The sequence below is a fragment of the Streptomyces sp. NPDC002994 genome (genome assembly GCF_040611155.1).
Taxonomy (GTDB): Bacteria; Actinomycetota; Actinomycetes; order Streptomycetales; family Streptomycetaceae; genus Streptomyces.
The window spans coordinates 171,972-196,134 of the sequence record NZ_JBEXNQ010000010.1; the positions used below are offsets into that span (position 1 = coordinate 171,972).

The following is a 24,163-nucleotide window of genomic DNA, read 5'->3' on the forward strand; positions in this document are numbered from 1 at the left end:
CGCAGGTGGAGAGGGCGGCCGGTGGGGGACGGCCGCCCTAGGCCTTGGTCAGGTGCACTGGCGTCCGTCGTTCACGCAGGACACCACCTTCTGCATCAGCCGGCTGTTGAAGACGTTGATGAAGTCGCCGTGGTCGGTGCCCGGCTTGTGGAGCTGCTCGGGGAAGGAGTCGACCGCGAAACCCGGGCCCGGCGGGACGTCGTAGACGATCCGCTGCACGAGCTGCGGGATGGCCTGGAATCCGTTGGGGCACGCACCGTTCTCGTCCGCGAACGCGACATGGGTGCGGTGGTTGGCGCTGTCGGTGTTCTGGCCGTCCCAGCAGCTCTGGAAGTTGAACGTACGGACGACCTGGCTGCCTTCCGGGCAGATCGGGTATTTGTCCTTGAGCTGACGGTCCTCGAATCCGGTGCAGCTCCAGGACGCGTTGGCGTTGGCGTCACCATTGGTGAATGCCTTGGCGTCACCGGTGATGATCCGAAGGAAGCGCGGCATCGCGGTGACCTTGCTGACGGGACTGCCGACGAATTTCAGCGAGACCTCGGTGGGAGTCTGAATCTCGCCCACATTGCTGTCCTTTCCTCCGCCGTCGGCATTGGCGTCGTTCTCGTTCTGGCCGTTCTGGAGGCGCAGGACGGGCCAGTAATACGTCGACTTGTCGCCCTGGTTCTGGCAGGTGGTCTGACCGCGGGCCAGGTCGTCGTCGCTCGCGAAGGCGTCATTGGCCTGGTTGCCGACGTAATCGTGCATATGGTGCGCGCCGTTGCTCACACCCGGTGCGACGATGACATTGTCCGGGTTGAACTTTCCGTTTTCGTTCGTCCCGCAATTGGTCGTGAACTCGCCGCGGGAGGCGCCGCGCTGCTGCTGGGGCTGTTGGACGTTTGGCTGGACGGACTGGATGTCGACGAAGTCGGCGGCGTTGGGGCCGTTGCCGGCCTGCCCGCCGTTGCCGTTCTGGTTCCCGTCGCCGTTGTCCTGGCCGGCGTCGCCCTGACCATCGCCCTGACCACCATCCTGGTCGCCATCCTGACCAGCGTTGTCGTTGTTGTCACCCTGATCGCCACCGTTCTGGCCGTCACCCTGCCCGTCCCCGCCCTGCCCGCCTTCCCCGCCGACCCCTCCGTTGTCGTCGGCGCGCAAGGTGCAGGGTGCGAGGCCTTCGAGCCCTTGGGGCCGTTCGGCCGCACGGTCGAAGGCGATGGCGATCCGGTCAATGGTGGCCAGCCGCTTGTCCTTCAGCGGTCCGAGAATGGCGTTCTGGGCCAAGTTCGGGTCCTGGGCTATCTGCTGCTGGGAATCAGCGAATCGCTTGTACGCCTCCGTGATCTGGGAGTCGAGAGCCGCGAGCTCCCGGTCGACTTCCTGGCGTGCCGAATCGGGTACCTCTTCGGGCAGGTCGTTCGCCACCTCCGGACAGTCAATGGTCGACATTTGCTGACCGGCGCTCCGAAGCTGACCGGACTGAGCCGGGTCCGGGTCGGACCAGCCTTCACCTGCGGATGCGTAGACATTCACCGCGAGCAGTCCACCCCCGCCCAGAATCAGAGCGGCCGAAGCGGCAATCGCCCGGTTCGCCAGCGTGGAACGTTTTCTTGATGCGCGTCGCATGGAACTCCTCTTAGCTTCGTTGCCGGGTGAAGGTAAGGGGGGTCCCGGCAGGGGAGAAGCGCTCCGTTCCATACGGGCGCGGTTCGCGCCCTGTTCAAACCTCCTCCGGATTCGTAGTTATCTCCATTCGCAAACAGGGACGGACCCCGACGTACGGGGTGATGCGATGGGGGTGCGGGAGCCGGGGCCGGGTGGCTGTCAGTCGGCCCCGGTCGGCGTGCCGATCCGGAGCCGGTTGCCGTCCGGGTCCCGCAGCTCGACCTCGCGCGCCCATGGCTCGTCCTCCACTGTTACGCCGAACTCCGCGGCGACGGCGTCCACGTCACGCACGCGCAGGTACACCAGCGTGCCGGGGCGCGCGTCCCCCTGGTGCTCCGAAAGGAACAGGCTCATTGGGCCGCGTGCCACCTCCACGAAGGCGGGAAAGCCCGGCTCGAAGCGGTGTTCCCACTGTTTGGCGAAGCCGAGGCGGGCGTACCAGGTGGCCGCCGCGTCGGCGTCTTTGACGTGCAGGATCGGGATGACGTCCTCGTTCATGGCCATGTTCATGAGGTCATCCTCCCCTCAGGCTCTCAGGCTCTCAGGCGAACGGCGCGAGCTGCTCGTCCAGGGGAGCGGCGGTCATCCGGTTGGCCAGGGTCGACATGGTGTAGGCGCCTATGCCGAGGACGACCTCCAGGGCGTTCTGCGGGGTGTAGCCGTGGGCTGTGAAGTCCCGCAGGGTGTCGTCGGAGACGGCGCCGGCGGTCGCGATGACGGCCAGCGTGAACTGCCGTACGGCTTCGAGGCGTTCGTCGCTGAGCGGTTGCTGTTGCTGTTGGTGCTGCTGCTCCCGCAGTGACTTGATCAGGTCGGCGTCCGCGCCGAGCGCTGTCAGCTTGGCTGTGTGCATCGCCACGCAGACGTGACAGCCGTTGCGGGTCGCGATCGTCATGATCAGGACCTCGCGGGAGAGCGGGTCCAGGGTCGTCGACTCGAACATCGCGCTGATCTTCAGGAAGCCGTCGAGCAGGTGCGGGGAGTTGGCCATGCGGGCGACGGGAGCGGGCAGGTAGCCCAGGCGCTTGGTGGTCGTCTCCATGGAGCGGCGGGAGGCGGCGGGGGCGGTCTCGGGGGTGTGGTCGGGGAACAGTGTGCCGGTCAAGAGGTCTCCTTGGAGTAAACTCGTCAACGTGATTGACGAAAAAGTAAACCACGTTGACGAGTTGCGCAATGGCTGAGGGGTACGAGCTTCCGCTGCTGCTGTTCGCCGGATTCCGGTCGTTCATCGACGAGTTGCACGCCGAGCTGGCCGAACAGGGCCACCCCGACGTCCGGCCCGCCCACGGCTTCGCCCTCCAGGCGGTCGGCCGCGACGGTGTGACCGCGGGGGAGCTGGGCAGGCGGCTCGGCGTCTCCAAGCAGGCCGCGGGCAAGACTGTCGAGCGGCTGGAGCGGCTCGGTTACGTCGAACGGGCCGACGATCCGGCCGACGGGCGGCGCAAGCTGGTGCGTCTTACGCCGCGGGGGGCCGACGTACTCATGCGGTCGGCCGTGATCTTCGACCGGTTGCGGGAGCGGTGGGTGGAGGTGCTGGGTGAGGAGCGGGTGGGGCGGCTGGAGGCGGATCTGCGGGCCATGGTCCCGGTGGACGGCTTGCGCCTGGACGCGGCGAGCTGGCTCGGCTCCTAGCGGGCACCTGCGGCGGCCCTCCGGGCGTGTCCTCAAACGCCGGACGGGCTGGGTTCGGCAGCACCATCCAGCCCCTGCCCGGCAACTCCAGCCCGTCCGGCGTTTGAGGGCCGGGGTTCGGGGCGGAGCCCCGTGGCGTGGTGCCGGCTTCAGCCGTTGGGCCGGCCGCGGTCCAGGTAGGCCAGTACCGCCAGTACCCGGCGGTTGTCGTCGTCGCAGACCGGCAGGTCGAGCTTGCCGAAGATGTTCGACGTGTGCTTGGCCACCGCCCGCTCGGTGACGAAGAGCCGGCCCGCGATGGCCGCGTTCGACCTGCCCTGCGCCATCAGCTCCATCACCTCCCGCTCGCGCGGCGTCAGCCCGCCCATCGGCTTGTCCTGGGCGCGGCGGGAGAGGAGCTGGGAGATCACCTGGGGGTCCATCGCCGTGCCGCCGGCCGCCACCCGCCGTACCGCGTCGATGAACTGCTCGGCGTCGAAGACCCGGTCCTTGAGCAGGTAGCCGATGCCACCGTTGCCGTCGGCCAGCAGCTCGCGGGCGTACAGCTGCTCCACGTGCTGGGACAGGACCAGCACCGGCAGGCCCGGCCGCGCCCGGCGCGCCTCCAGCGCGCACTGGAGGCCCTCGTCGGTGTGGGACGGCGGGAGCCGGACGTCGACGACCGCGACGTCCGGGTTCAACTCGGCGAGGGCCCGGGAGAGTTCGGGTCCGGACTCCACGGCGGCCAGGATCTCGAAGTCGAAGGCTTCGAGCATCCGGACCAGGCCGTCGCGGAGCAGGAAGAGATCTTCGGCTAGAACAACTCGCAAGGGATCTCCATGGTCACCATGGTGGGACCGCCCGCGGGACTGCTGACGGCCAGGATGCCGTCGAATGTACCGAGCCGGCGTTCGATTCCGCTCAGCCCGGAGCCCGGGGCGGCCGCAGCCCCGCCCCGGCCGTTGTCGGTGACGGAGATTCGCAGCATGCCGTCGGCGTGGTGGATGTCGGCGTAGATCCGGTCCGCCCCGGAGTGCTTGACCGCGTTCGTGAGGACCTCGCTGACCGCGAAGTACGCCGCCGACTCGACCGGCGCGTCCGCGCGGCGCGGCAGATCCACCGTCACCTCCGTCTCGATGGGCAGACGCAGCGCCAACGCCCGTACCGCATCGCCCAGCCCGCGCTCCGCGAGCACCGGCGGGTGGATCCCGCGCACCAGGTCGCGCAGCTCGCTCAAGGCCTCGGCGGAGGACTCCCGGGCCATCGCCAGGAGCTTCTTCGCCTGGGCCGGGTCCTTCTCGACGAGCGCCTCGATGGTGCCGAGGTTCATGCCCATGGCGACCAGCCTGGCCTGCGCGCCGTCGTGCAGATCCCGCTCGATACGCCGCAGTTCGGCGGCCGAGGTGTCGACGGCGTCGTGCCGCGTCTCGGTGAGGTGGTCGACGCGCTGGGCGAGCGTCATCTCAGGGGTGGGGCCGAGCAGCGACTTGGTGAGCTTGAAGTGGGCGCGCAGCAGCGCCGGGTTGTAGCGGATGCCCGCATGGAAGATCACGAGGCCGAAGGCGACGGCGAAGAGCGAGGTCCCCTGACTGTCGACGCGGACGGGCCCGTACCAGTACGCGTCGCCGCCGTCAGCGAACACCCGCCACAGCCCGCCCGCCAGCACCAGGCTCTCCACGGGGTAAAGGAACAGCACCGCCGGCAGGAGTGCGCTGACGCTGCCCACCGTCATGTCCACCAGCAGCCACAGGAAGTCCCGCCACGTCGCCGGGTCCTTGAGCATCAGTGCGCACCGCTCGACCTGTCCGACGAAGCCCCCGCGCAGATCGGTGGGCATCGGGCGGTACGGGACGGGGATGCGTACGTCCGACCACTTGGCGGCGAGCAGCCGCCGCTGACTGGCGTAGCCGCGGAGCGCGGTCAGCACGGCAGGGGTGGTGAAGAGGCCGACGCCGATCAGGATGAGGACGATGGAGACGATCGTGAACGTGAACAGGATGACGGATCCCGTGAGCGACACGATCATCAGTGCCAGTCCTCGAATTCCGGCAAGGAACGCGCTGCGTATTTTGGTCGCCATCATGGTGTCCAGCCTCTCCTCGGCGGCCCGTCCGCCGGGCATGTGCACAGTTTTGCCTGTGCCGCCCGCCAAGGTCATGGGGCCCGGCACCCGGGTTCGGGGTGTACCCAGCACCACCACCTGAGTCCTGCACCTGTGCCCCTATGCCCCCATGAAGGCCCCCGGGATGGCAGCATGAGCGGACCATGACGGACGCCCGGTCGCCCCTGCGCGCACTGCGAGCCGCACTCTTCGCGGCGGTGTGCGTCATTACGACCGCCATCGGGCATTCGTTCATGTCCGGGCACGAAGTTCCGGTTTCGGGGCTGTTCGCGGCCTTCGCGGCGACGGGCGGTCTCGCCTGGACCACCGGTCACCGGCGGCGCGGGGTCTTCGCCGTCGGCGGTGGCCTCCTCGCCGTACAGGGCGCACTGCACCTGATCTTCGGTACGGCGCAGGGGCCGGCCTCCGCCCACCACCAGATGCCCCTCGCGCACGATCCGGCCGGCGCCGCATCGGGCGTGGGTTCGTCGTCGCTCGCGATGACGGCCGCCCACCTCGCCGCGGCGCTCGTCTGCGGTCTGTGGCTGGCACGCGGCGAGGCCGCCTTCTTCCGGCTCGCGCGGGCGGTCGGCGCGCTGGCCTTCACCCCGCTGCGGCTGCTGCTCACCGTCGTACGGGCCACCGGACTGCCGGAGCCGGTACGCCCCCGGGGGCCCCGCACCACGCGCCGCCACGGCCACGGCGTCGTCCTCGCGCACGCGCTGTCGCGGCGCGGACCGCCGTGGCCGGCGGCAACCCGCGCCACGGCCCCCGCACCCCTCACTGTCTGACCGCTGTCTGACCGTTGTCCGACCGCGTGACCAGGGGGCCGCTCCCCATGCCCCGTGCATGGCCCACCCCACGTCACCAGTCGACAACTCCGAGGACAGTCATGGCCATTGACGACCCCGTACAGCCCGCACAGGAAGCGGAGGCCGCCGGTCCGGCCCCCGCCGCCGGCGAACGCGGAACCACCTGGAGCGCACTGCGCCCCCTCGTCCTGCGAATCCACTTCTACGCGGGCCTGCTGATAGCCCCGCTCCTGCTGATCGCCGCCACCAGCGGGCTGCTCTACGCACTCTCCTTCCAAGCGGAGAAATTCCTCTACAGCAATGAGCTGCGAGTCCCGGCAGGCGAACGCTCCCTCCCTCTCGCCGACCAGCTCGCCGCCGCTCGCGACGCCCACCCCAAGGGCACAGTGACCGCCGTCTGGCCCTCCGCCGAGGACGGTGCGACGACCAGGGTGCTGATGACGACACCTGAGGTCGAGGAGGGCAAGTCGCTCGCCGTCTTCGTCGATCCGTACACCGCCGAGGTACGGGGCGAACTGACCAGCTACGGCAGCTCCGGCGCCCTGCCGCTGCGCATCTGGCTCGACGAACTCCACCGCGACCTGCACCTCGGCGACCTCGGCCGCCACTACAGCGAACTCGCCGCCAGCTGGCTGTGGGTGGTCGCACTCGGCGGCCTGCTGCTGTGGCTCGGGCGCAGGCGCACCGCCAAGCGCGACCTGGTCGTCCCCGAACGCGGGGCGAAGGGCCGCCGCAAGACGCTCTCCTGGCACGGCACCGTCGGCATGTGGGCCGTGCTCGGACTCGTACTGCTCTCGGCGACCGGCCTCACCTGGTCCCGGTACGCTGGCGAGAACATCGGCGCCGTACAGGACCAGCTCGGTGGCGCCACCCCGGTGGTCTCCGCCGCACTCACCGAGGGCGCCGGCGGCGGTGGCGACGCACACGAGGGTCACGGCGGGGGCGGCGGCGCGGGCTCCCACGAGGGCATGGCCGGCATGGACGTCGGCATCGACAACGCGCTCGCGGCCGCCCGCCAGGCAGGCATCGAGGGCAAGCTGTCGGTGATTCTCCCGAGCGAGGGCAGCGGTTACGTCGTCAAGGAGACCGACACCCAGTTCCCCGTCCACCTGGACTCCGTCGCCGTCGACCCCGCCGACGGTACGGTCATCGACCAACTGCGCTTCGCCGACTACCCGCTGCTCGCCAAGCTCACCCGCTTCGGCATCGACGCCCACACCGGCGTCTTCCTCGGCCTTGCCAACCAACTCGCTCTGGCCGCCCTCGCGTTCGCCCTGATCATGCTCATCGTCTGGGGCTACCGCATGTGGTGGCTGCGCAGGCCGACGAAGGAACGCAGGCTGAGCGCCGGCCGCCCGATGCCGCGCGGCGCCTGGCGCAAGGTGCCGGTCACGGCCCTGCTGCCGCTGGTGGCGTTCACCGCGCTGGCGGGCTGGTTCGTACCGCTGCTGGGCATCAGCCTGCTGGTGTTCCTGGCGGTGGATGTGGTGCTGGGGCTGGTGGCCAGGGTCCGCGCCCGTACGGGCACGGCGGCCTGAGCCCCGGGGGGGAGGCCCGTTCGTACCGGTCCCAGGTCCGGTACGAACGGGCCTCGACCTGACCGCCGGTCAGTTCATCGTGACCGGCAAAGAGACCAGGTGGGGTCACCTGCGACCGGACCCGCCGCATGCGGCAGGATGACGACCGCGTCAGGCCACGTCCGTACCTCCGTACATCCGTACCTCAGTACATCCGTACGTCCAGACGCGACCACGCATCCCTCGGACCACGGGAGTGAATCACTGATGTACCGGGCCCTCACACTGCACGACGTGATCGTCGCCGGAATCGCGGTGGCCGTCGGCATCGCGGCAGGCCTGCTCCTGAGAGCGGTTCTGCGGTGGCTGCGAGAACGGGCCAGCCGGACGCGGTGGAGCGGAGACGACGTCATCGTCGACGCCCTTCGGACCCTGGTCCCGTGGGCGGCGATGGCAGCCGGCGCGGCGGCTGCCGCAGCGGCGTTGCCCCTGACCCCGACGACCGGGCGCAACGTCAACATGACGCTGACCGCCCTGCTCATCCTGGCCGGCACCCTCACGGCGGCCCGGGTGATCGCCAATCTGGTGCAGTCCGTTGCACAGTCCAGGTCGGGAGTGGCCGGTTCGGCCACCATATTCGTCAACATCACGCGCGTCGTGGTGCTGGCGATGGGCTTCCTCGTCGTACTGCAAACCCTGGGCGTATCCATCGCGCCGCTGCTCACGGCGCTGGGCGTGGGCGGTCTGGCGGTCGCTCTCGCACTGCAGGACACCCTGGCGAACCTCTTCGCGGGCGTGCACATCCTCGCCGCGAAGACGGTGCAGCCGGGGGACTACATCCGCCTCAGCAGCGGCGAAGAGGGCTACGTCGTCGACATCAACTGGCGCAACACCGTAGTCCGTAACCTGTCGAACAACCTGGTGATCATCCCCAACGCGCAGCTCGCCGGCACCAACATGACCAACTTCAGCCAGCCGGAGCAGCAGCTCTCGATCATGGTCCAGGTGGGAGTCGGCTACGACAGCGACCTCGAGCACGTCGAGCGCGTCACGACCGAGGTCGTGGAGAGCGTGATGACCGACATCACGGGCGCTGTACCCGACCACGAACCGGCCGTCCGTTTCCACACGTTCGGAGATTCCAGGATCAGTTTTACGGTGATCCTGGGCGTCGGAGAGTTCAGCGACCAGTACCGGATCAAGCACGAGTTCATCAAGCGCCTGCACCAGCGCTACCGGGCCGAGGGCATCGCGGTGCCCGCGCCCAAGCGGACCGTGACAGTGCAGCAGGCCGTGCAGCAGGGGGAGGTGCCCATAGCGGCGATCCCGCACCAGCGCGAGGCGACCGAGCCGGTGCGGTAGCGCCTGCCCGCGGGCTCACGGCGTGTACTTGTATCCGACCCGCCGCACCGTCTGGATCGTGCCGCGGTGCTCGGCGCCGAGCTTGCGGCGGAGCCGGGCGATGTGGACGTCGACGGTCCTGCCGTCGCCCACATGCCCGTAACCCCAGACGGTCGTCACCAACTGGTCCCGCGTGTGCACCCGGTTGGGATGCGCCACCAGGTGCGCGAGGAGCTCGAATTCGAGGTACGTGAGCTCCAGGGTCCGCCCGTCCACGGTGGCGGCGCGCTGGGCGCCGTCGATCCGTACCGGCCCGTCGGCCGAAGACTCGTCCTCCCCGGCCGCCAACGGCCCGATCGCGGGCTGCTGATCGGCCGGTACGAGCACCAGGTAGCCGATCATCGGCGGCCGGCCCGGGAGGGTGGGCAGCGTGTGTGGCGGCGCGGGCAGCCAAGTGGCGCCCGGCGGAAGGAAGTCGGCCACGTCGAGGCCTGCGTCGGTGCCTACGTCGAGAGCCCTGCCGTTACGCACGACCTCGTCCCGGTCGACGGCTCGCAGCCGGTGGCGGCCGAGGGGAGCGGGGGACTGCGAGGGTGCGGCAGCGGAGAAGGTACGGGTGTTCGCCATGAGAGGTCAGCTCTTTCGCGCGAGGGATTCATCGAGGAGGTACGGGACGTACCGCTTCGTGCGCGCTGGACCGAAGACCGGTGTGAACGGCTTTAGAGGGCCCGCGCGTTCGTCGCGCGACAACACACCCGGTCGAAGTCGTGATGCTGACGGGAAGGCCAGAACGGCTCCAGGTCGCTGCGACCTGTCGCGGTGTGTTCCTGATGGAGGCTGGCCATGAAGCCTATTGAAGCAGACGTCCGCCCGCCACGGCACGCGAAGGGGGGCGCCCGCCGGATCGGCGGACGCCCCCCAGTCGCCTGTGGCGCGGGTGTTGGTGCGGAATCAGACCTGGCCGGCCTTCTCCATCGCGGTGCAGCAGGTGTCGACGATCAGGCGCGTCACGACGTACGGGTCGACGTTCGCGTTCGGGCGGCGGTCCTCGATGTAGCCCTTCTTGTCCTGCCCGACCTGCCACGGGATGCGGACCGAGGCGCCGCGGTCGGAGACGCCGTAGCTGTACTCGTTCCACGGGGCGGTCTCGTGCAGACCGGTGAGGCGGTCGTCGATGCCCGCGCCGTAGTTCTTGACGTGGTCCATCGGCTTCGAGCCCTCGCCCAGCGACTCGCACGCGGTGATGATCGCGTCGTAACCCTCGCGCATCGCCTTCGTGGAGAAGTTGGTGTGCGCGCCCGCGCCGTTCCAGTCGCCCTTGACCGGCTTCGGGTCGAGGGTCGCGGACACGTTGAAGTCCTCGGCGGTGCGGTAGAGCAGCCAGCGGGCGACCCACAGCTGGTCGGCGACCTCCAGCGGCGCCAGCGGGCCGACCTGGAACTCCCACTGGCCGGGCATGACCTCGGCGTTGATGCCGGAGATGCCGAGACCGGCGGCGAGGCAGTGGTCGAGGTGCTTCTCGACGATCTCGCGGCCGAAGATCTCGTCGGCGCCGACGCCGCAGTAGTAACCGCCCTGCGCGGCCGGGAAGCCGTTGACCGGGAAGCCGAGCGGCCGCGAGCCGTCGAAGAAGGTGTACTCCTGCTCGATGCCGAAGATCGGCTCCTGGTTCGCGAACTGCTCGGCGACCGGACGCAGCAGTGCACGCGTGTTGGACTCGTGCGGCGTGAGGTCGATGTTCAGGACCTCGCACATGACGAGCACGTTGTCACCGCCGCGGATCGGGTCCGGGCAGGAGAACACGGGCTTCAGCACACGGTCGGACGCGTGTCCCACGGCCTGGTTCGTGCTGGATCCGTCGAAACCCCAGATGGGCAGCTCGTCGAGGCCCGTGGCCGAGCCCGGCAGTATCTTCGTCTTCGAGCGAAGCTTGGCGGTCGGCTCGGTGCCGTCGATCCAGATGTACTCGGCCTTGAAGGTCACGGACGCCATCCTTTGTGGTGCTGCGGCTGCTGCTGCGGTACTGCGGCTTGTGAGGGCAGCTTCGCAAGCGCTGATTTCCCGTCCGTTGCCCGATTGTGAACCCCGTGTTACTCAGGTTTCTTACGCATCACGAGTGCATGTCAGGAGCGCTTGCCGGTGACGAAGGCCAAGATCGCCGCAGTGGCGTCCAGCGCCTTGCTGGTGGGGCCGAAGGCCGGGTTGCCGCGGACGGCCGAGCCGGGCCAGGTGTGACCACCGCCGTGTACGACGATCAGCTCGACATCACCGCGGGGCGACGGGGAGTCCCAGACGGTGCGGGTGTAGCCGGTCTTCTTCTCGGTGACGGGAGAGGGTGTTCCTCCCTTTTTGCCCGCTGACGCCGCGAATGCCTCGGCGCTCGCCCTCGCCGACAGGGTCGGCGTGGACGGCTCGGCACCCGGAGCGGGCGGGCCCGGCTTGGGCATCCCGGTGATCGGGCGTACGGGGTCCTTGTCGCCGTAGATGAGCAGTGCGGGCACTGCGCCGGTGGGCCGGACCTCGGCGGGCTTCGTGGGCAGCTGGCCCGCTACGGTGCCGGCCGCGGCGACGAGGTCGGGCCGCTGGGCGGCCATGCGCAGGGCCATGGAACCACCGTTGGAGAAGCCGACGACGTACACGCGCCGGGGGTCGGCCTGCCCGCTGCCGACCAGCTTCTTGATGAGGGCGGCGGTGAACCGTACGTCCGTGTCGGGGTCGGGTCGCTTGGCCGTGGGGGCACCGCCGTCGCCCCAGCCCTTGTTGAGGCCTTCGGGGTAGGCGACCAGGAGGCCGCGGCGGTCGGCGGCCTTGTCGAGGCCGCTGAGCCGGCGTACTTCCTCGGCGGTCTGGCGCCGGCCGTGGAACGCGATCACCAGCGGCCTCCGTCCGTCGCCGCTCTTGGCGGGCCGGTGCAGCACGTAGTCACGGGAGGTGCCGTCGACCTCCAGCCGCGCCCGGGTGTCGGTGGCGGCGGGCGGGGCGGTGGCCGAGGTGGGGGAAGAGGGGGCGGGAGGCGTGGTGTCTGCCGGTGTGGTGGAACAGCCGGTGAGGGCGGTGGTGGCCGCCAGTAACAGGGCGATGGAGGCACCACGGATACGTGAGTTACGTGGGTTACGTGAGTTGCGTGCGGTCGTCGTCATGCCGTCGATCAGAGCAGATCCTGGGCCATCCAGTCCAAGATCTATATCGGCAACGCATCGATATCCATTTCGGTATCGTCACTGCTCATGGACCTCCTTCGGCACGTGCGCTGCTTTGTGGCTGTTGCGGAAGAGTCACACTTCGGGCGGGCGGCCGCCCGGCTGAACATGGCCCAGCCGCCCTTGTCGCAGCGCATTCAGCGCCTTGAACGCGAGCTGGGTGTGCGGCTGTTCGACCGCAGCAGCCGCCAGGTGACGATCACCAAGGCCGGTGCCCTCCTGCTCGACGACGCCCGCGCGCTGCTGGCCCGCGCCGACGCCCTCGCCGCCACGGCGGCACGCTTTCGGGACGGCGAGAGTGGGGTCCTGCGGGCCGCTCTGCCGCCCGACATATCCAGCCGCACAGTCGCCGCGATCCTCCGCGCCTTCCAGGAGCGGCAGTCCGGCGTCGAACTGGAGCTGCGTGAACTGACCACCACCGAGCAGCTCGCCGAACTCGCCGCCCACACCCTCGACGTCGGCCTCATCCACCACCCGTGCGCCATCGCGGGCCTGGAACTCGGCCAGGTCCTGCGCCGCCCGCTCGGCGTACTCCTGCCGCACGACGCACCCGCGGCCGCCCTCGGCGTCGTACCGCTGGCCGCGCTGACCGGGTACGACCTGATCCTCTTCCCGCGTGCTCACGCCCCCGCCCTCCACGACGACCTGCTCACCACCTGCGCCCGTAACGGCTTCACACCCCAGGCCGTCCGCCACGGCCACGGCGAACGCTTCACCCGTGGCCTCGTCCTCTCGGGCAGCGCTGTCGCCTTCACCCCCGAGGACGACCAGGCGGCCCAGGGGTCCGGCGGTGCTGACGCGGACACCGTCTGGCGCCCGCTGGCCGGCGCCCCGTTGGCGTGGCGGCACTCCCTGGCCTGGCCGAGCGGGCGCGGGGACGTCACCGTACGGGCCTTCAACGACATCGCCATGGACGCCCTGTGGAACACTGCCGGGGTGAGTGCCGACCTGCCGCAGCGCTCGCTCCACCTGCGCCCGGCAGCGGAGTACTGGCTGTGACCCCTCAATCGCCCAGAGCCACCCGAGCCACCCGAGCCACCCGAGCACCCGACGCCCGCATCCGCGCGGCCTTCGACGAAGCCGGCGTCACGGGGTACTTGCACGCCGTCGACATCGACGCGGACGTGCGGGACTCCACGACGCAGATTTCCGTCGGCGCGGACACCCTGGTCGCCACCTCCAGCGTGCACAAACTGTGCCTGCTCGTCACCCTCTACCGGCAGGCGGCGGACGGTCTGCTCGATCTCACCGAACAGATCGAGTCCCCCGGTGACGCCCGCACAGGCGGCCCCACAGGCCTGGCCGCGATGCTCGACCCGGTGCGCATGTCCCTGCGCGACCTCGCCTATCTGATGATGTCGGTCAGTGACAACGCCGCCGCCGACCTCCTCTTCCAGCGCGTGGGCCTCGCCGCCGTCAACGACGCGATGACCGCACTCGGCCTCACCCGCACCCTCGCCACCCAGACGGTGGGCGAACTCTTCGCCACCATCGCCGAAGACACCGGACAGGCCGGCGTCCGGGCCCTGGCCGATCCCCAGGTCGTCGCCCGGCTGCGCGCCCTCGACCCCACCTGTACGAACCGCGGCACCCCGCGCGACATGACCCGCCTGCTCACCGCCATCTGGCGTGACCGGGCCTGTCCGCCCGAGTACTGCGCCGCCCTGCGCCGGATCCTCGGGCTCCAGGTGTGGCCCCACCGGCTGGCCTCCGGCTTCCCGTTCGACGACGTACACGTCTCCGGCAAGACCGGCAGCCTGCCGACCGTGCGCAATGAGATCGGCGTCGTCGAGTACCCGGACGGTGGCCGTTACGCCGTCGCCGTCTTCACCCGTGCGGCGAGCACTGCCGCGACGCTCCCGGCGGCCGACGCCGTCATCGGCACCGCCGCCCGGATCGCCGTCGAGGCACTGCGCGCCCCGTGACATCCCGGGCACACTGGCGGGCATGACCGATACGACCGAACCGTTCACGAGACCGCTCAGGCCGCGCATCGGACTACTCGGCACCGGCCCATGGGCGGCCGCAACGCAGGCACCGGCGCTCGCAGCGTATCCCGACGCCGAGTTCGCGGGCGTGTGGGGGCGCAGGCCGGAGGCGGCCGCCGCGCTCGCCGCCGCCCATGGCAGCACGGTGTACGAGGACGTCGACGACCTCTTTGCCGCGTGCGACGTCATCGCGATCGCCCTGCCGCCCGACGTCCAGGCCCCTTTGGCGGTACGGGCGGCGGCCGCCGGATGTCACTTGCTGCTGGACAAGCCGCTCGCGACGACGGTGGCGGGGGCGCGCGAGGTCGTCGAGGCGACGCAGAAGGCGGGCGTGTCGTCGGTGGTCTTCTGCACGCTGCGCTTCGCGACGGGCACGACGGAGTGGATAGCCGAACAGGCGGCGGTGGACGGCTGGTTCACGGCGCACGCGCGGTGGCTCGGCGCGCTGTTCTCGCCGGGCGCGAACAGTCCGTACGCCGCATCACCGTGGCGCGGCGAGAAGGGCGCGCTGTGGGATGTGGGACCGCACGCGCTGTCGGTGCTCCTGCCGGTGCTCGGCGACGTTACGTCGGTGAACGCGGCGCCGGGCCCCGGGGACACCGTCCACCTCGTACTGCGGCACACCTCGCAGGCGTCGAGCACGGTGACGCTGAGCCTGAGCGCGCCGGCGGGCGCGGCGGGCGCGACGGTGGAGCTGCGGGGGACGGCGGGCGTGGCGGAACTGCCGGCCTGGGGTGACGGGACCGAGTCCTTCGGCGCGGCCGTCGACGCCCTGCTGCGGGCGGTACGCACCGGAGAGCCGCATCCGTGCGACGCGGCGTTCGCCCTGCGCCTGACGGAAATCCTCGCCGACGCGGAGACCCAACTGACACGCTGCTGAGGGGACCGACATCAGCCGCCGGACGGGTTTGACTTCCCGGCCGGGGCCGACTGCCCGGCGTGCGGGATGTTTCGGGCCGGGTCGGACTGCCCGGCCTGCGGATTTTTCGGGCCGGAGCTGACTGTCCGGCGTGCGGGATTTTTCGGGCCGGGCGTGACTGTCCGCCCATGCCGGCCTTCGCGGGCCGCGCCAGACTCCCCGGCATGCCGGGCTTTTCGGCCCAGGGGCGAGCTGCCGCGTGCGGCAGCCCTTCCACGTGCGGCAACTGTCAGCCCCTCCGGCGTTTGAGGAGCGGGGTCTGGGGCGGAGCCCCAGCAGCCCCGCCCCCGCCTCCGCGCCCTACCCCACGCGCTCGATCCGCGCGTTCCGGATCAGGAACTTCCCAGGCTCCCGCACCTGCTCGAACGCCGCGTTGTTGAGCAGCGCGCAGCTCCCGGAAGCCGAAGTGACCTCAACCGTCGTCGACTTGGAGTTGTCGAGGTTGGTGACCTTGAGCTGCGTACCGACAGGGAACTCCCCGCTCGAAGCGGCAGGCGCGCCGCCTTCCCCGGACAGCGTGACAGTGGACCCGGCACACACCACTTCGCCGACCGCCCCCTCACCCGCGCCACCCTCAGCCGGCGGGGCAGCCTCGTCCGCCGGCGGCGCACTCCCCTCCGCCGGCGGAGCCGCCACGTCCTCCGGCGGAGCCCCCGCGTCACACCCGGACGCCGCCTGCTGACGTTTGATCTGCTCGATGACGGCCTCCCGGTTGGCGATCCGCGCATCCGACTGCGCATCGGGATTGGCCCGCTGCCCGGCGATGAACTGCTCGTTGTTGCTCAGCGCGGTGGCCAGCCCGTCACAGGCCACCGAGGCCTGACTGGTACCGGTCATCACCACGGCGGTGCCCGCGACCAACGCGGCGGCGCCCGCCAGCAGAGCGAGCTGTTTCTTACGGCTGAGGGTTTTCTTGCGCGACACGTGCGACTCCTGTCCGCGGCCGAGTGCCGTGTGCACCACGGCCGCATGGGTTTCCGTGTGCCGTTACGTACGAGTAGCAACCCCATCCGTCTCAATCACCCCAGCAACAACTTCCGCATCAGGCAGACGGCGGCAGCGCCCGGCACAGAGCGTCGAGAGCACCCGCGTACGCATGCTCGGCCGGCGTCGAATACCCCACGACCAGCCCGTCCCGCTCACCTCCACCCCCACTGTCCGGATGCCGGTAGTCGGACAGCCCCTCCACCGCCAGCCCCTGCCACGCCGCCGCCTTCACCACCGCCCGCTCGGTACCGGGCGGCAGCTCCAGCACGGCGTGCAGACCCGCCGCGATCCCCGTCACGCGCACGTGCGGCGCACGCTCCGCCAGCACCTCCACCAACTGGTCGCGCCTGCGCCGGTGGCGCTGCCGCATCCGGCGCACATGACGGTCGTACGCCCCTGATGCGACGAAGTCCGCCAGCGTCAGCTGCTCCGTCGCGCTCGACCACTGCTCGCGCTCCCCCTTCGCCGCCACGACGCCGTCCATGAGCCGCTCCGGCAGCACCATCCAGCCGATCCGCAGCGTGGGCGAGAGGCTCTTGCTGACCGACCCGATCAGCACCACATGGTCCGGGTCGAGTCCCTGCACCGCGCCCACCGGCTGCCGGTCATAGCGGAATTCGCCGTCGTAGTCGTCCTCCAGGACCAGCCCGCCCGTCGCCCGCGCCCAGTCCACGACGGCCGCCCGCCGCTCGGGACGCAGCGGCCCGCCGGTCGGGAACTGATGCGCGGGAGTGAGCAGTACGGTCCCGGAGGCAGTCCCGGACCCGGCCAAGTCGCCCACCCGCGCCCCGTCTTCGTCGACTCCGACCGGCACGGTACGTACCCCCTCCTCCGCCAGCAGCGCGCGATGGAACGGCAGCCCGTACGCCTCCACCGCCCACGTCCCGCCCACCACCCGCGCCAGCAGCCGCAGCGCGTGCGCGGCCCCCGAGCACAGCACGATCCGCCCGGCGTCCGCCCGTACGCCCCGCACCCGCGCCAGATACTCCGCGAGCGCCTGCCGCAGCTCGGCCCTGCCCCGGGGATCACCGGGCCCGAAGGCGTCGTTGGGCGCGGCGGTCAGCGCCCGGCGGGCGGAGGCGAGCCAGGCGCTGCGCGGGAAGGCGGAAGGGTCCGGTCGGCCCTGGACCAGGTCGTACGTCGGACGGGCGGCCCGCGTGGGCGTGCGGGCCCGCTGTGCGGGCGCGGTCGGCGCCGCCCGCTGTGCGACGCGGGTCCCGGATCCCTGCCTGGCCGTCAGCCAGCCCTCCGCGACGAGTTCGGCGTACGCGTCGGCGACCGTATTGCGGGCGAGCCCGAGGTCGGCGGCGAGGGAACGGTACGGCGGCAACCGCGTCCCCGCCGCGAGCCGCCCGCCCCGAATCGCCTCACGCAGCGCCCGCATGAGCACGGCGCGCCGACTTCCGGAACCCGCCTTCTCCAACTCCAGATGCAGATCGCTGCCCAGTCCCTCCGCGGAATTGACCCACGATTCTGCCACTCAAATGCACCCCTTCGACGGTCGCCTGCGCCCATAGAGTCGTACACATGACGACGACAGAGATCAAGCGCCTCAACTTCGCCAAGGCCGCCCCCAAGGCGTTCAGGGCAGTGATCGGCCTCGACGCCGCCGCCCGCGAGGGACTCGACCCGACGCTCGTGGAGCTGGTGCAGATCCGCTCCTCGCACCTCAACCACTGCGCGTACTGCCTGCACATGCACACCTCCGACGCCCGCAAGGCGGGCGAGAGCGAGGAGCGGCTGCACATGGTCGCGGTGTGGAAGGAAGCCGCGCACTTCTTCACGGAGAAGGAGCAGGCGGCGCTGGCCCTCACGGACGCGGTGACGCTGATCGCGGACGGCGGGCTGCCGGACGACGTGTACGCCCGCGCGTCAGCCCACTTCGACGACAAGGAACTGGCCCAGCTCCTGGCCCTGATCTTCACGATCAACACCTGGAACCGCATCGCGCTGGCCACCGCGAAGACGGCGGGCGAGGACGAACGAGTGTCGTGACCACTCAGGGAGTTCCCGGCGCCTTCCCGTCCTCGTGCGCCACAACGTTCTTGTTGACGTACGTCAGAAGCTGAGTGGCCTGCCCGGTCAGCTCCGCCTCGCGCGTCTGCGAGCCGTCCGCCCACTGCGCGTTGGAGAAGACCACGGACCGGACCGTCATCAGCCGCCTGAACACCCCAGGGGATCCGGGCGGTACGGTCGGCAGACCGGCCTCGGGCGGCGGATCGAGCGAGACGACCTGGTAGGTGACCGGGTCCATCGAGACCATCCCGAAGACCGACGCCGCGTCCTCGGCCCGCTTGAAGCTCAGTACGCCGACGGTCACCTGCGAGCGCCGCTCGGCATCGGTGAACAGGGCGGAGGTCAGCTGCAGACACCCACTGCCCTGGGCTATGAGCCCGGCGAGCTCCTGCGACATGCCGCGCTCGCACTCCGTCGTGGTGCCCACGTCGACGCGGTGGTAGACGGTGCCGTCGGCGAGCCGCACGGTCTTCGCCGGGAAGGCCTGGACGGGGCGTACGACGGGACGCGCGAGCAGCGACGGCAGCGAGGACGGCGCGTCGGAGGGCAGCGCGGCGCTGACGGAGGGGGCCGGGGCGACCGGGGCGGTGGGGGCGGCCGGGCGCGAGGACGGCGCGCCCTTCGTACGGGCCGTATCGACGAGGGAGTCGGCCCCCTGGGCGGCGACGTACAGCACCGCACCCACCGCCACGGCGGAGAGCACCCCGACCACGGCCACCGCGCTGCCGGCGATGAGCCACGTGCGGCGCTTGGACCGGGGGGTCGCGGGCGGGGGCGGTGGGGGAGGAGGGAACGGGGGCGGGTAGGAACCGTACGGACCATGATCACCAGAACTCATGGCCGCGGAGGGTAGCAGCGGAATCCCGCCCACGTCCCGTCGGGTGACGAACCACCCAAATCGCCCCGCGCGCCCCCTCACCGGGACATGGCATCCCGCACTGCGTCGTCCGTACGCGCCACCACGGCCGTACCGTCCTCCGCCGTGATGATCGGCCGCTGGATCAGCTTCGGGTGCTCGGAGAGGGCCGCGATCCACCGGTCCCGCGAACCGGCGTCCCGCGCCCAGTCCTTGAGCCCCAGCTCCTTCGCCGCCGCCTCCTGCGTACGCGTGATGTCCCACGGTTCGAGCCCGAGCCGCTCCAGCACCGCACGGATCTCGTCCTGTGTCGGTACGTCCTCGAGGTAGCGGCGCACCGTGTAATCGGCGCCCTCCTCGTCCAGCAGATGCAAGGCGCTGCGGCACTTCGAACACGCGGGATTGATCCAGATCTCCATGGCCACAACCGTACCTCCAGGCACCCGCCAAACAGCCTCTGGCCAGGGCCGATTGTCAGTGGTGGGCAGTAAAATCGAGGTAGTCAGAGAGGGTTCCCGACCGCCCCAGGAGGATGCCCATGGCCGCAGCCGCACTGTTCTCGATCGCTCCGCAATCCCTGTCGAAGACCCCACTGCCGGCCGGACGGTCGCGCGCGTGGTACGAGACCCACAACCGCCGCCTCAAGGCGATGCGCCTGGCCATCGCGCTGCTCGACACGGGTGTGTACCACCCGTCGCAGGCACCCAACCGCAAGATACGCAGCACCGCGGAGCTCATCGGCATCCACCCGCCGTCGGACACGACGTGCCGGATGGTGCGCACGCTGATCCGCTACGGCCGCTGATCCGAGGCGGGGGCGCGTCTTCGGCACGACCGAAGGCGCGCCCCTGGCCGGAAAAGCCCACTCCCCGATCCCCGGTCGGGTCCTCCACCATGGGAAGTGTGACGCGTCACAGGCGTCCGCAACTTCGTTACTCGTCAGTAGAGTTGCTCGGAAATCGCGATCTGCCCACATCGGGGAGAGGATCGAAATGAGCACCTTGGAAGCCGCCACGCTCGACCAGGTGGTCGACACAGCCCGGTACCCCCTGTCGGAACTCGACAGCGCCGAGGGGCGGGACATCGTCTCCCGTGCCCGGCGCGACCTGTCGGCTCTCGGCTGCACCGTGCTGCCGGACTTCATCCGCCCGTCGCTCCGCGACGTTCTGCGGCAGGAGTGCTCGGCCATCGCCCCCCGGGCCCACTCCGACGTCGAAACGGTCAACGTCTACAACATCGCGGTGGGCACCGATCTGCCGGAGAACCACCCCGGCCGGAGAACCTTCCAGCGGGGCAACGCGTTCGTCGCCCGCGACCGCATCCCCGTGGCCTCCCTCATCAGCCGGCTGTACTCCCACAAGGTGTTCCAGCGGTTTGTCGCGCGCTGCTTCGGGCTGCCGACGCTGCATGAGCTCGCGGACCCGCTCTCCGGGCTCGTTCTCAACGTCGTCGCACCGGGGAAGGAGCATCCCTGGCACTTCGACACCAATGAGTTCACCGTGAGCATGCTCACCCAGCTGCCGCAGTCCGGCGGCGACTTCGAGTACTGCCCGAACATCAGGTCCGCGTACGACGAAAGCTTTGACGACGTCCGCGACGTCCTGGACGGCCGGGGCGAGCGCCTCACCCGCCGCCTCCCGCTTCGACCGGGCGACCTCCAGCTGTTCAAGGGCCGCTACTCCTTGCACCGGGTCAGCCCCGTGCGGGGCGAAGTCGCGCGCCACTCCGCGATATTCGCCTACAGCGAGCGCCCCGGCGTCATCGGGAGCGTGGCAAGGACCCAGCAGCTCTTCGGCCGGGTACTGCCCGAGCACCTGGCGTCCGAAGGCCGGGCCGTCCGGGGTGACCGGCTGCTGGACTAGCACCGCGCCACCGCGCCACTGCGCCACCGCGCCACCGCGCCACACTTCGCCACTCTGCCGATCCCGGAGGAGCAAGTCCTGTGCGTTTCGACGCGACCGGAAAAGTCTCGCTCGACCACATCTACACGCAGCCCGACCCGGGCACGTACTTCAGCGTGCTGCGCCCGCTCGGCTACTGCGTTCCGCAGCTGGCGAAGCCCTACTTCGCGAAGCTCATCAAGGAGTACGCGGAGTCCCAGCAGGTGGCGGAGCCGAAAGTGCTGGACATCGGCTGCTCGTACGGAATCAACGCCGCCCTGCTGAAGTACGACGCGACCATGGACGAGCTGTACGCGCGCTACAGCGACGGCGGCGGCCGCCAGGCCCTGCTGGCCCGCGACCGGGAACTGTCCCGCTCCCGCAGTCCCGTGCGCGGCATCCGCATCGTGGGCCTGGACACCTCTTCCAACGCCCTGTCCTACGCCCTGGAGGCGGGGTTCCTCGACGACGCGGTCAACGCCGACCTGGAGGAGAACGAGCTCACATTCCAGCAGCGCGCCCAGTTCGCGGGGACGGACCTGGTGATCTCGACGGGCTGCCTCGGGTACGTAACCGAGCGGACCCTCACCCGGGTCGTCCGGGCGCAGGGCGGTCGCCTGCCCTGGATGGCGCACTTCATGCTCCGGATGTTCCCGTTCGACCCGGTCGAGCACGCGCTGGCCGGCCTCGGCTACCGGACCGTCCGGGTCGAAGAGGTGTTCAAGCAGCGACGGTTCGCCTCCGCCGAGGAGCAGTCGCTCGTACTGGACAGATTGTCGGCCGCCGGGGTGGATGCGCGGGGCCTGGAGGCGGAAGGCTGGCTCTACGCGCAGCTCTACCTGTCCCGCCCCACCACAACCACAGGTCCCCACGACCCGAATCGAGAGCAGAATTGAACACGAGCCAGGCCACAGCAGCCGTCGACACGACCTTCTCCCGGGAGGACCGCCTGCCGCGCGTGCCGCTGCCCACGCTGGAGGCGAGCTGCGAGCGGTTCCTCGCCTGGTGCGCGCCGCTGCTGACCGCCGACGAACGGGCGGCCACCGAGGCGGAAGTGGCCGCCTTCCTCCGCCCCGAGGGCCCCGGCCGGGTTCTGCACAGGGCCCTGGAGGAGTACGACGCCACCGACGGCGTACACAGCTGGCTCGACACCTTCTGGCCGTACCGCTACCTGGGCCGCCGCGACCGGATCGCCCTCAACGCCAACTTCTTCTTCTTGTTCAAGGACTCCGGCGAGGAGCAGGTGGAGCGGGCGGCGGGCCTCATCGCGGGAGCCCTGAACTACAAACAGCAGCTCGACCAGGAACTCATCCCGCCGGTCGTGCAGCGCGGTGCGCCCCAGTCGATGGTGCAGAACAAGTACCTGTTCTCCACGACCCGCATTCCCGGGGCGGAACTGGATACCGTCCGCAGCCCCTACTCCGAGGCGTCGCCGGGCCCGTCCGAGGCGCGCCACATCGTGGTGTTCTTCAGGGGCGGCATGTTCCGGCTTGACGTGCTCGGCGCGGACGGTGTGCCGCACAGCCTGGACGACCTGCGGGCAGGCCTGCACGCCGTCATGAAGACCGGCGCCGTACCCCCCGCCCCTGATACGTCCGTCGGCCACCTCACCACCATGGCCCGGGCGGAGTGGGCGGCGGCCCGGCAGAGACTCCTCGCGTGCCACGCCCGTAACGCCGACGCACTGAACACCATCGAGACCGCCCTGTTCTGCCTCGCCCTGGAAGACTTCGCACCGTCGGACACCCAGGCGGCGTGCGACGAGCTGCTGTACGGCGACCGGGGCAACCGCTGGTTCGACAAGGCCGTGTCCTTCATCGTCTTCGCCGACGGCCGCGCGGGCATCAACGTCGAACACTGCGAGCTCGACGGCACCACCATCCTCAGCTTCACCGACGCCCTCCTGAGCACCCCCGCCGACGAGCACTCCCGCCGGTCCGGAGCCCGCACCCAAGGCCCGCCGTCCCCGGAACCCCTCACGTTCGACCTGAACGACGACGAGACCCTCCGCGCCCAGATCCGCTCCGCCGCGAACGCCTTCGCGCAGTACGGGCAGAACACCGCCACCAGCACCCTCTCCTTCGAGGACTTCGGCGCCGACACCGCGAAGGAGCTCGGCGTCTCACCGGACGCGTTCGTCCAGGTCGCCTACCAACTGGCCCACCAGCGCGCGAAGGGTCACCTGGGCGCCACATACGAATCGATCGCCACCCGGCAATACCGGCACGGCCGCACGGAGGCGATGCGCGTCGTCACCCCCGAGATGCGGGACTTCGTAACGGCGATGGACGACCCGACGGCGGACGCACACACCCGGCTCACCGCGTTCCGCGCCGCCGCCGGCCAACACGTGACGCGCGCGAAGGAATGCCAGGCGGGCCAGGCGCCCGAGCAACACCTGTGGGAACTGGAACTGATCCAGCGCCGCCGCGGTGCGGACCTGGGCGTAACGCAGCAGCCGCCCCTCTACCGCACGCCGGGCTGGCTGAAGATGCGCGACGACTACCTGAGCACCAGCTCAGCGCCCTCGGCCAACATCCAGTACTTCGGCTTCGGCTCCACCAGCCCCCGCTGCATCGGCGTCGCCTACGTACTCCTGCCCCACCGCTTCAACCTCTACCTGAGCACCCCGCTCCCGGTGGCCGCCCAAATGCACACCTTCGCCACCCGCCTCCGCGAGGCGGTAGCCGAACTGCGCGAACTGCTCGCGTCCGAGAGGCGGTCGGACTGACCCGCTCCGCGCTGCGCTCGATAGCATCCGATGCTCCACCCCAGCACAGGAGGCAGGAGCACAGTGAACACCAGAGCGGCCAAAGCCGAGTTCACCGTAGACGGCACGCTGTATGCCATCACCCGCGACGATGTCGAGGCGGCGGCTTCCCGCTTGGAACGGGCGGACAGTGAGGCGTTCAATCAGCACCGCGCCTGGTATGCCCTCGTGGGAACCGGCCTCTACTACGTCAAGGAACTGATAAACGAAGCGGCGCACAGCGAACTGTCCGACGTGAAGATCGCCCGGCTCGCACTGGATTCGCTCGGCTTTCCGGTTCTGGGCTGGGCGTGGGGCGACCTGCTCCACACCGGCCACCCCGCCCACACCGCCGCTTCGTGAGCGCCGTGGCCGCCGTGGGCGCGGGCGGGAGAGTCCTGCCCGCGCGGCCGGGCGACCCCGCCCGTACGCGTCGAACTTCAAGGTCCCGGTGGTGACCACATGCTGATCTCCACTCGCGCCAACGAGCCACACGCGCTGTCCGCCGGGCTGATCGCCTCTCTGGCCACCGCCAC

25 protein-coding genes are annotated in these 24,163 nt (G+C 70.2%); 13 read left to right on the forward strand and 12 right to left on the reverse strand.

Annotation, left to right across the window (positions count from 1 at the left end; genetic code table 11):
- Nucleotides 1–48 precede the first annotated feature (48 nt).
- From ABZX79_RS16095 to ABZX79_RS16105, 3 genes are all read right to left on the reverse strand, one after another.
- Entirely contained in the window at nt 49–1,611 is a 1,563-nt protein-coding gene (locus ABZX79_RS16095) for a DUF1996 domain-containing protein (RefSeq protein WP_355256890.1), read from the reverse strand.
- 198 nt (nt 1,612–1,809) lie between these two features.
- A complete protein-coding gene (locus ABZX79_RS16100) occupies nt 1,810–2,148 on the reverse strand; it encodes a glyoxalase superfamily protein (RefSeq protein ID WP_355257115.1) in 339 nt (112 codons plus the stop codon).
- A 43-nt stretch (nt 2,149–2,191) separates the two neighbouring features.
- A complete protein-coding gene (locus ABZX79_RS16105; RefSeq protein ID WP_355256893.1) occupies nt 2,192–2,755 on the reverse strand; it encodes a carboxymuconolactone decarboxylase family protein in 564 nt (187 codons plus the stop codon).
- 68 nt (nt 2,756–2,823) lie between these two features.
- Here ABZX79_RS16105 and ABZX79_RS16110 point away from each other — a divergent pair, with 68 nt between their 5' ends.
- Nucleotides 2,824–3,282, forward strand: a complete 459-nt coding sequence (locus tag ABZX79_RS16110; protein WP_355256896.1) for a MarR family winged helix-turn-helix transcriptional regulator — start codon at nt 2,824–2,826, stop codon at nt 3,280–3,282.
- Between the two features lie 149 nt (nt 3,283–3,431).
- On the opposite strand, the gene ABZX79_RS16115 is transcribed toward ABZX79_RS16110, so the two are convergent.
- Both ABZX79_RS16115 and ABZX79_RS16120 read right to left on the reverse strand, forming a co-directional pair.
- Nucleotides 3,432–4,091 (reverse strand): response regulator transcription factor, encoded by a 660-nt coding sequence (locus ABZX79_RS16115; protein WP_355256899.1) that lies wholly within the window; start codon nt 4,089–4,091, stop codon nt 3,432–3,434.
- Nucleotides 4,076–5,383: a sensor domain-containing protein gene (locus tag ABZX79_RS16120; protein WP_355256902.1), complete on the reverse strand. Its 1,308-nt coding sequence runs from the start codon at nt 5,381–5,383 to the stop codon at nt 4,076–4,078. Before ABZX79_RS16120 ends, ABZX79_RS16115 begins: the two co-directional genes overlap by 16 nt.
- A gap of 143 nt (nt 5,384–5,526) precedes the next feature.
- Between ABZX79_RS16120 and ABZX79_RS16125 the strand changes: the two genes are divergently transcribed.
- The 3 genes from ABZX79_RS16125 to ABZX79_RS16135 all read left to right on the forward strand — a co-directional run bounded on the left by ABZX79_RS16125 (nt 5,527) and on the right by ABZX79_RS16135 (nt 9,053).
- Complete coding sequence (locus ABZX79_RS16125) at nt 5,527–6,153, forward strand: hypothetical protein (RefSeq protein WP_355256904.1); 627 nt, start codon at nt 5,527–5,529, stop codon at nt 6,151–6,153.
- Nucleotides 6,154–6,254: 101 nt separating this feature from the next.
- Nucleotides 6,255–7,712, forward strand: a complete 1,458-nt coding sequence (locus ABZX79_RS16130) for a PepSY domain-containing protein (protein ID WP_355256907.1) — start codon at nt 6,255–6,257, stop codon at nt 7,710–7,712.
- Nucleotides 7,713–7,958: 246 nt separating this feature from the next.
- Nucleotides 7,959–9,053: a mechanosensitive ion channel family protein gene (locus ABZX79_RS16135; protein WP_355256910.1), complete on the forward strand. Its 1,095-nt coding sequence runs from the start codon at nt 7,959–7,961 to the stop codon at nt 9,051–9,053.
- 15 nt (nt 9,054–9,068) lie between these two features.
- Here ABZX79_RS16135 and ABZX79_RS16140 read toward each other — a convergent pair whose 3' ends face one another.
- The 3 genes from ABZX79_RS16140 to ABZX79_RS16150 all read right to left on the reverse strand — a co-directional run bounded on the left by ABZX79_RS16140 (nt 9,069) and on the right by ABZX79_RS16150 (nt 12,172).
- A complete protein-coding gene (locus ABZX79_RS16140; protein ID WP_355256913.1) occupies nt 9,069–9,659 on the reverse strand; it encodes a winged helix-turn-helix domain-containing protein in 591 nt (196 codons plus the stop codon).
- A gap of 324 nt (nt 9,660–9,983) precedes the next feature.
- The gene (gene glnII, locus ABZX79_RS16145; RefSeq protein WP_355256915.1) at nt 9,984–11,015 is read right to left on the reverse strand and encodes a glutamine synthetase; all 1,032 of its coding nucleotides are present in this window, start codon (nt 11,013–11,015) and stop codon (nt 9,984–9,986) included.
- A gap of 140 nt (nt 11,016–11,155) precedes the next feature.
- Nucleotides 11,156–12,172, reverse strand: a complete 1,017-nt coding sequence (locus ABZX79_RS16150) for a PHB depolymerase family esterase (protein ID WP_355256918.1) — start codon at nt 12,170–12,172, stop codon at nt 11,156–11,158.
- An 87-nt stretch (nt 12,173–12,259) separates the two neighbouring features.
- On the opposite strand from ABZX79_RS16150, the gene ABZX79_RS16155 reads away from it, so the two are divergent.
- From ABZX79_RS16155 to ABZX79_RS16165, 3 genes are read left to right on the forward strand one after another with little or no spacing between them, the layout of a single operon-like run.
- A complete protein-coding gene (locus ABZX79_RS16155; protein ID WP_355256921.1) occupies nt 12,260–13,231 on the forward strand; it encodes a LysR family transcriptional regulator in 972 nt (323 codons plus the stop codon).
- Entirely contained in the window at nt 13,228–14,157 is a 930-nt protein-coding gene (locus ABZX79_RS16160; protein WP_355256924.1) for a serine hydrolase, read from the forward strand. The genes ABZX79_RS16155 and ABZX79_RS16160 overlap by 4 nt, the downstream gene beginning before the upstream one ends.
- Before the next feature lie 22 nt (nt 14,158–14,179).
- Nucleotides 14,180–15,100, forward strand: coding sequence for a Gfo/Idh/MocA family oxidoreductase (locus tag ABZX79_RS16165; protein WP_355256927.1), 921 nt, complete (start codon nt 14,180–14,182; stop codon nt 15,098–15,100).
- A gap of 339 nt (nt 15,101–15,439) precedes the next feature.
- On the opposite strand, the gene ABZX79_RS16170 is transcribed toward ABZX79_RS16165, so the two are convergent.
- Nucleotides 15,440–16,063, reverse strand: coding sequence for a hypothetical protein (locus tag ABZX79_RS16170; RefSeq protein WP_355256930.1), 624 nt, complete (start codon nt 16,061–16,063; stop codon nt 15,440–15,442).
- Between the two features lie 118 nt (nt 16,064–16,181).
- Nucleotides 16,182–17,606, reverse strand: a complete 1,425-nt coding sequence (locus tag ABZX79_RS16175; protein ID WP_355256933.1) for a PLP-dependent aminotransferase family protein — start codon at nt 17,604–17,606, stop codon at nt 16,182–16,184.
- A gap of 47 nt (nt 17,607–17,653) precedes the next feature.
- Here ABZX79_RS16175 and ABZX79_RS16180 point away from each other — a divergent pair, with 47 nt between their 5' ends.
- Nucleotides 17,654–18,121 (forward strand): carboxymuconolactone decarboxylase family protein, encoded by a 468-nt coding sequence (locus tag ABZX79_RS16180; protein WP_355256936.1) that lies wholly within the window; start codon nt 17,654–17,656, stop codon nt 18,119–18,121.
- Nucleotides 18,122–18,125: 4 nt separating this feature from the next.
- On the opposite strand, the gene ABZX79_RS16185 is transcribed toward ABZX79_RS16180, so the two are convergent.
- Complete coding sequence (locus tag ABZX79_RS16185) at nt 18,126–18,980, reverse strand: hypothetical protein (protein ID WP_355256939.1); 855 nt, start codon at nt 18,978–18,980, stop codon at nt 18,126–18,128.
- Between the two features lie 77 nt (nt 18,981–19,057).
- On the reverse strand, nt 19,058–19,417 hold the full coding sequence (locus tag ABZX79_RS16190) for an arsenate reductase family protein (RefSeq protein ID WP_355256942.1): 360 nt from the start codon (nt 19,415–19,417) through the stop codon (nt 19,058–19,060).
- Between the two features lie 119 nt (nt 19,418–19,536).
- Between ABZX79_RS16190 and ABZX79_RS16195 the strand changes: the two genes are divergently transcribed.
- The 5 genes from ABZX79_RS16195 (at nt 19,537) to ABZX79_RS16215 (ending at nt 23,990) form a co-directional block, all read left to right on the forward strand.
- Nucleotides 19,537–19,803: a hypothetical protein gene (locus ABZX79_RS16195; RefSeq protein WP_355256944.1), complete on the forward strand. Its 267-nt coding sequence runs from the start codon at nt 19,537–19,539 to the stop codon at nt 19,801–19,803.
- Between the two features lie 187 nt (nt 19,804–19,990).
- A complete protein-coding gene (locus tag ABZX79_RS16200; RefSeq protein ID WP_355256947.1) occupies nt 19,991–20,860 on the forward strand; it encodes an arpA protein in 870 nt (289 codons plus the stop codon).
- Nucleotides 20,861–20,940: 80 nt separating this feature from the next.
- Nucleotides 20,941–21,774: a class I SAM-dependent methyltransferase gene (locus ABZX79_RS16205; RefSeq protein WP_355256950.1), complete on the forward strand. Its 834-nt coding sequence runs from the start codon at nt 20,941–20,943 to the stop codon at nt 21,772–21,774.
- Complete coding sequence (locus ABZX79_RS16210) at nt 21,771–23,609, forward strand: choline/carnitine O-acyltransferase (protein ID WP_355256953.1); 1,839 nt, start codon at nt 21,771–21,773, stop codon at nt 23,607–23,609. Before ABZX79_RS16205 ends, ABZX79_RS16210 begins: the two co-directional genes overlap by 4 nt.
- A 63-nt stretch (nt 23,610–23,672) precedes the next feature.
- Nucleotides 23,673–23,990 (forward strand): hypothetical protein, encoded by a 318-nt coding sequence (locus ABZX79_RS16215; protein ID WP_355256956.1) that lies wholly within the window; start codon nt 23,673–23,675, stop codon nt 23,988–23,990.
- Nucleotides 23,991–24,163: the final 173 nt, after the last annotated feature.

Coding starts and splice junctions, on each gene's coding strand:
- ABZX79_RS16095 (WP_355256890.1), bottom strand. CDS start 1,611: ATGCGACGCGCATCAAGAAAACGTTCCACGCTGGCGAACCGGGCGATT.
- ABZX79_RS16100 (WP_355257115.1), bottom strand. CDS start 2,148: ATGAACGAGGACGTCATCCCGATCCTGCACGTCAAAGACGCCGACGCG.
- ABZX79_RS16110 (WP_355256896.1), top strand. CDS start 2,824: ATGGCTGAGGGGTACGAGCTTCCGCTGCTGCTGTTCGCCGGATTCCGG.
- ABZX79_RS16120 (WP_355256902.1), bottom strand. CDS start 5,383: ATGCCCGGCGGACGGGCCGCCGAGGAGAGGCTGGACACCATGATGGCG.
- ABZX79_RS16125 (WP_355256904.1), top strand. CDS start 5,527: ATGACGGACGCCCGGTCGCCCCTGCGCGCACTGCGAGCCGCACTCTTC.
- ABZX79_RS16130 (WP_355256907.1), top strand. CDS start 6,255: ATGGCCATTGACGACCCCGTACAGCCCGCACAGGAAGCGGAGGCCGCC.
- ABZX79_RS16135 (WP_355256910.1), top strand. CDS start 7,959: ATGTACCGGGCCCTCACACTGCACGACGTGATCGTCGCCGGAATCGCG.
- ABZX79_RS16140 (WP_355256913.1), bottom strand. CDS start 9,659: ATGGCGAACACCCGTACCTTCTCCGCTGCCGCACCCTCGCAGTCCCCC.
- ABZX79_RS16150 (WP_355256918.1), bottom strand. CDS start 12,172: ATGACGACGACCGCACGCAACTCACGTAACCCACGTAACTCACGTATC.
- ABZX79_RS16155 (WP_355256921.1), top strand. CDS start 12,260: ATGGACCTCCTTCGGCACGTGCGCTGCTTTGTGGCTGTTGCGGAAGAG.
- ABZX79_RS16165 (WP_355256927.1), top strand. CDS start 14,180: ATGACCGATACGACCGAACCGTTCACGAGACCGCTCAGGCCGCGCATC.
- ABZX79_RS16180 (WP_355256936.1), top strand. CDS start 17,654: ATGACGACGACAGAGATCAAGCGCCTCAACTTCGCCAAGGCCGCCCCC.
- ABZX79_RS16185 (WP_355256939.1), bottom strand. CDS start 18,980: ATGAGTTCTGGTGATCATGGTCCGTACGGTTCCTACCCGCCCCCGTTC.
- ABZX79_RS16190 (WP_355256942.1), bottom strand. CDS start 19,417: ATGGAGATCTGGATCAATCCCGCGTGTTCGAAGTGCCGCAGCGCCTTG.
- ABZX79_RS16195 (WP_355256944.1), top strand. CDS start 19,537: ATGGCCGCAGCCGCACTGTTCTCGATCGCTCCGCAATCCCTGTCGAAG.
- ABZX79_RS16200 (WP_355256947.1), top strand. CDS start 19,991: ATGAGCACCTTGGAAGCCGCCACGCTCGACCAGGTGGTCGACACAGCC.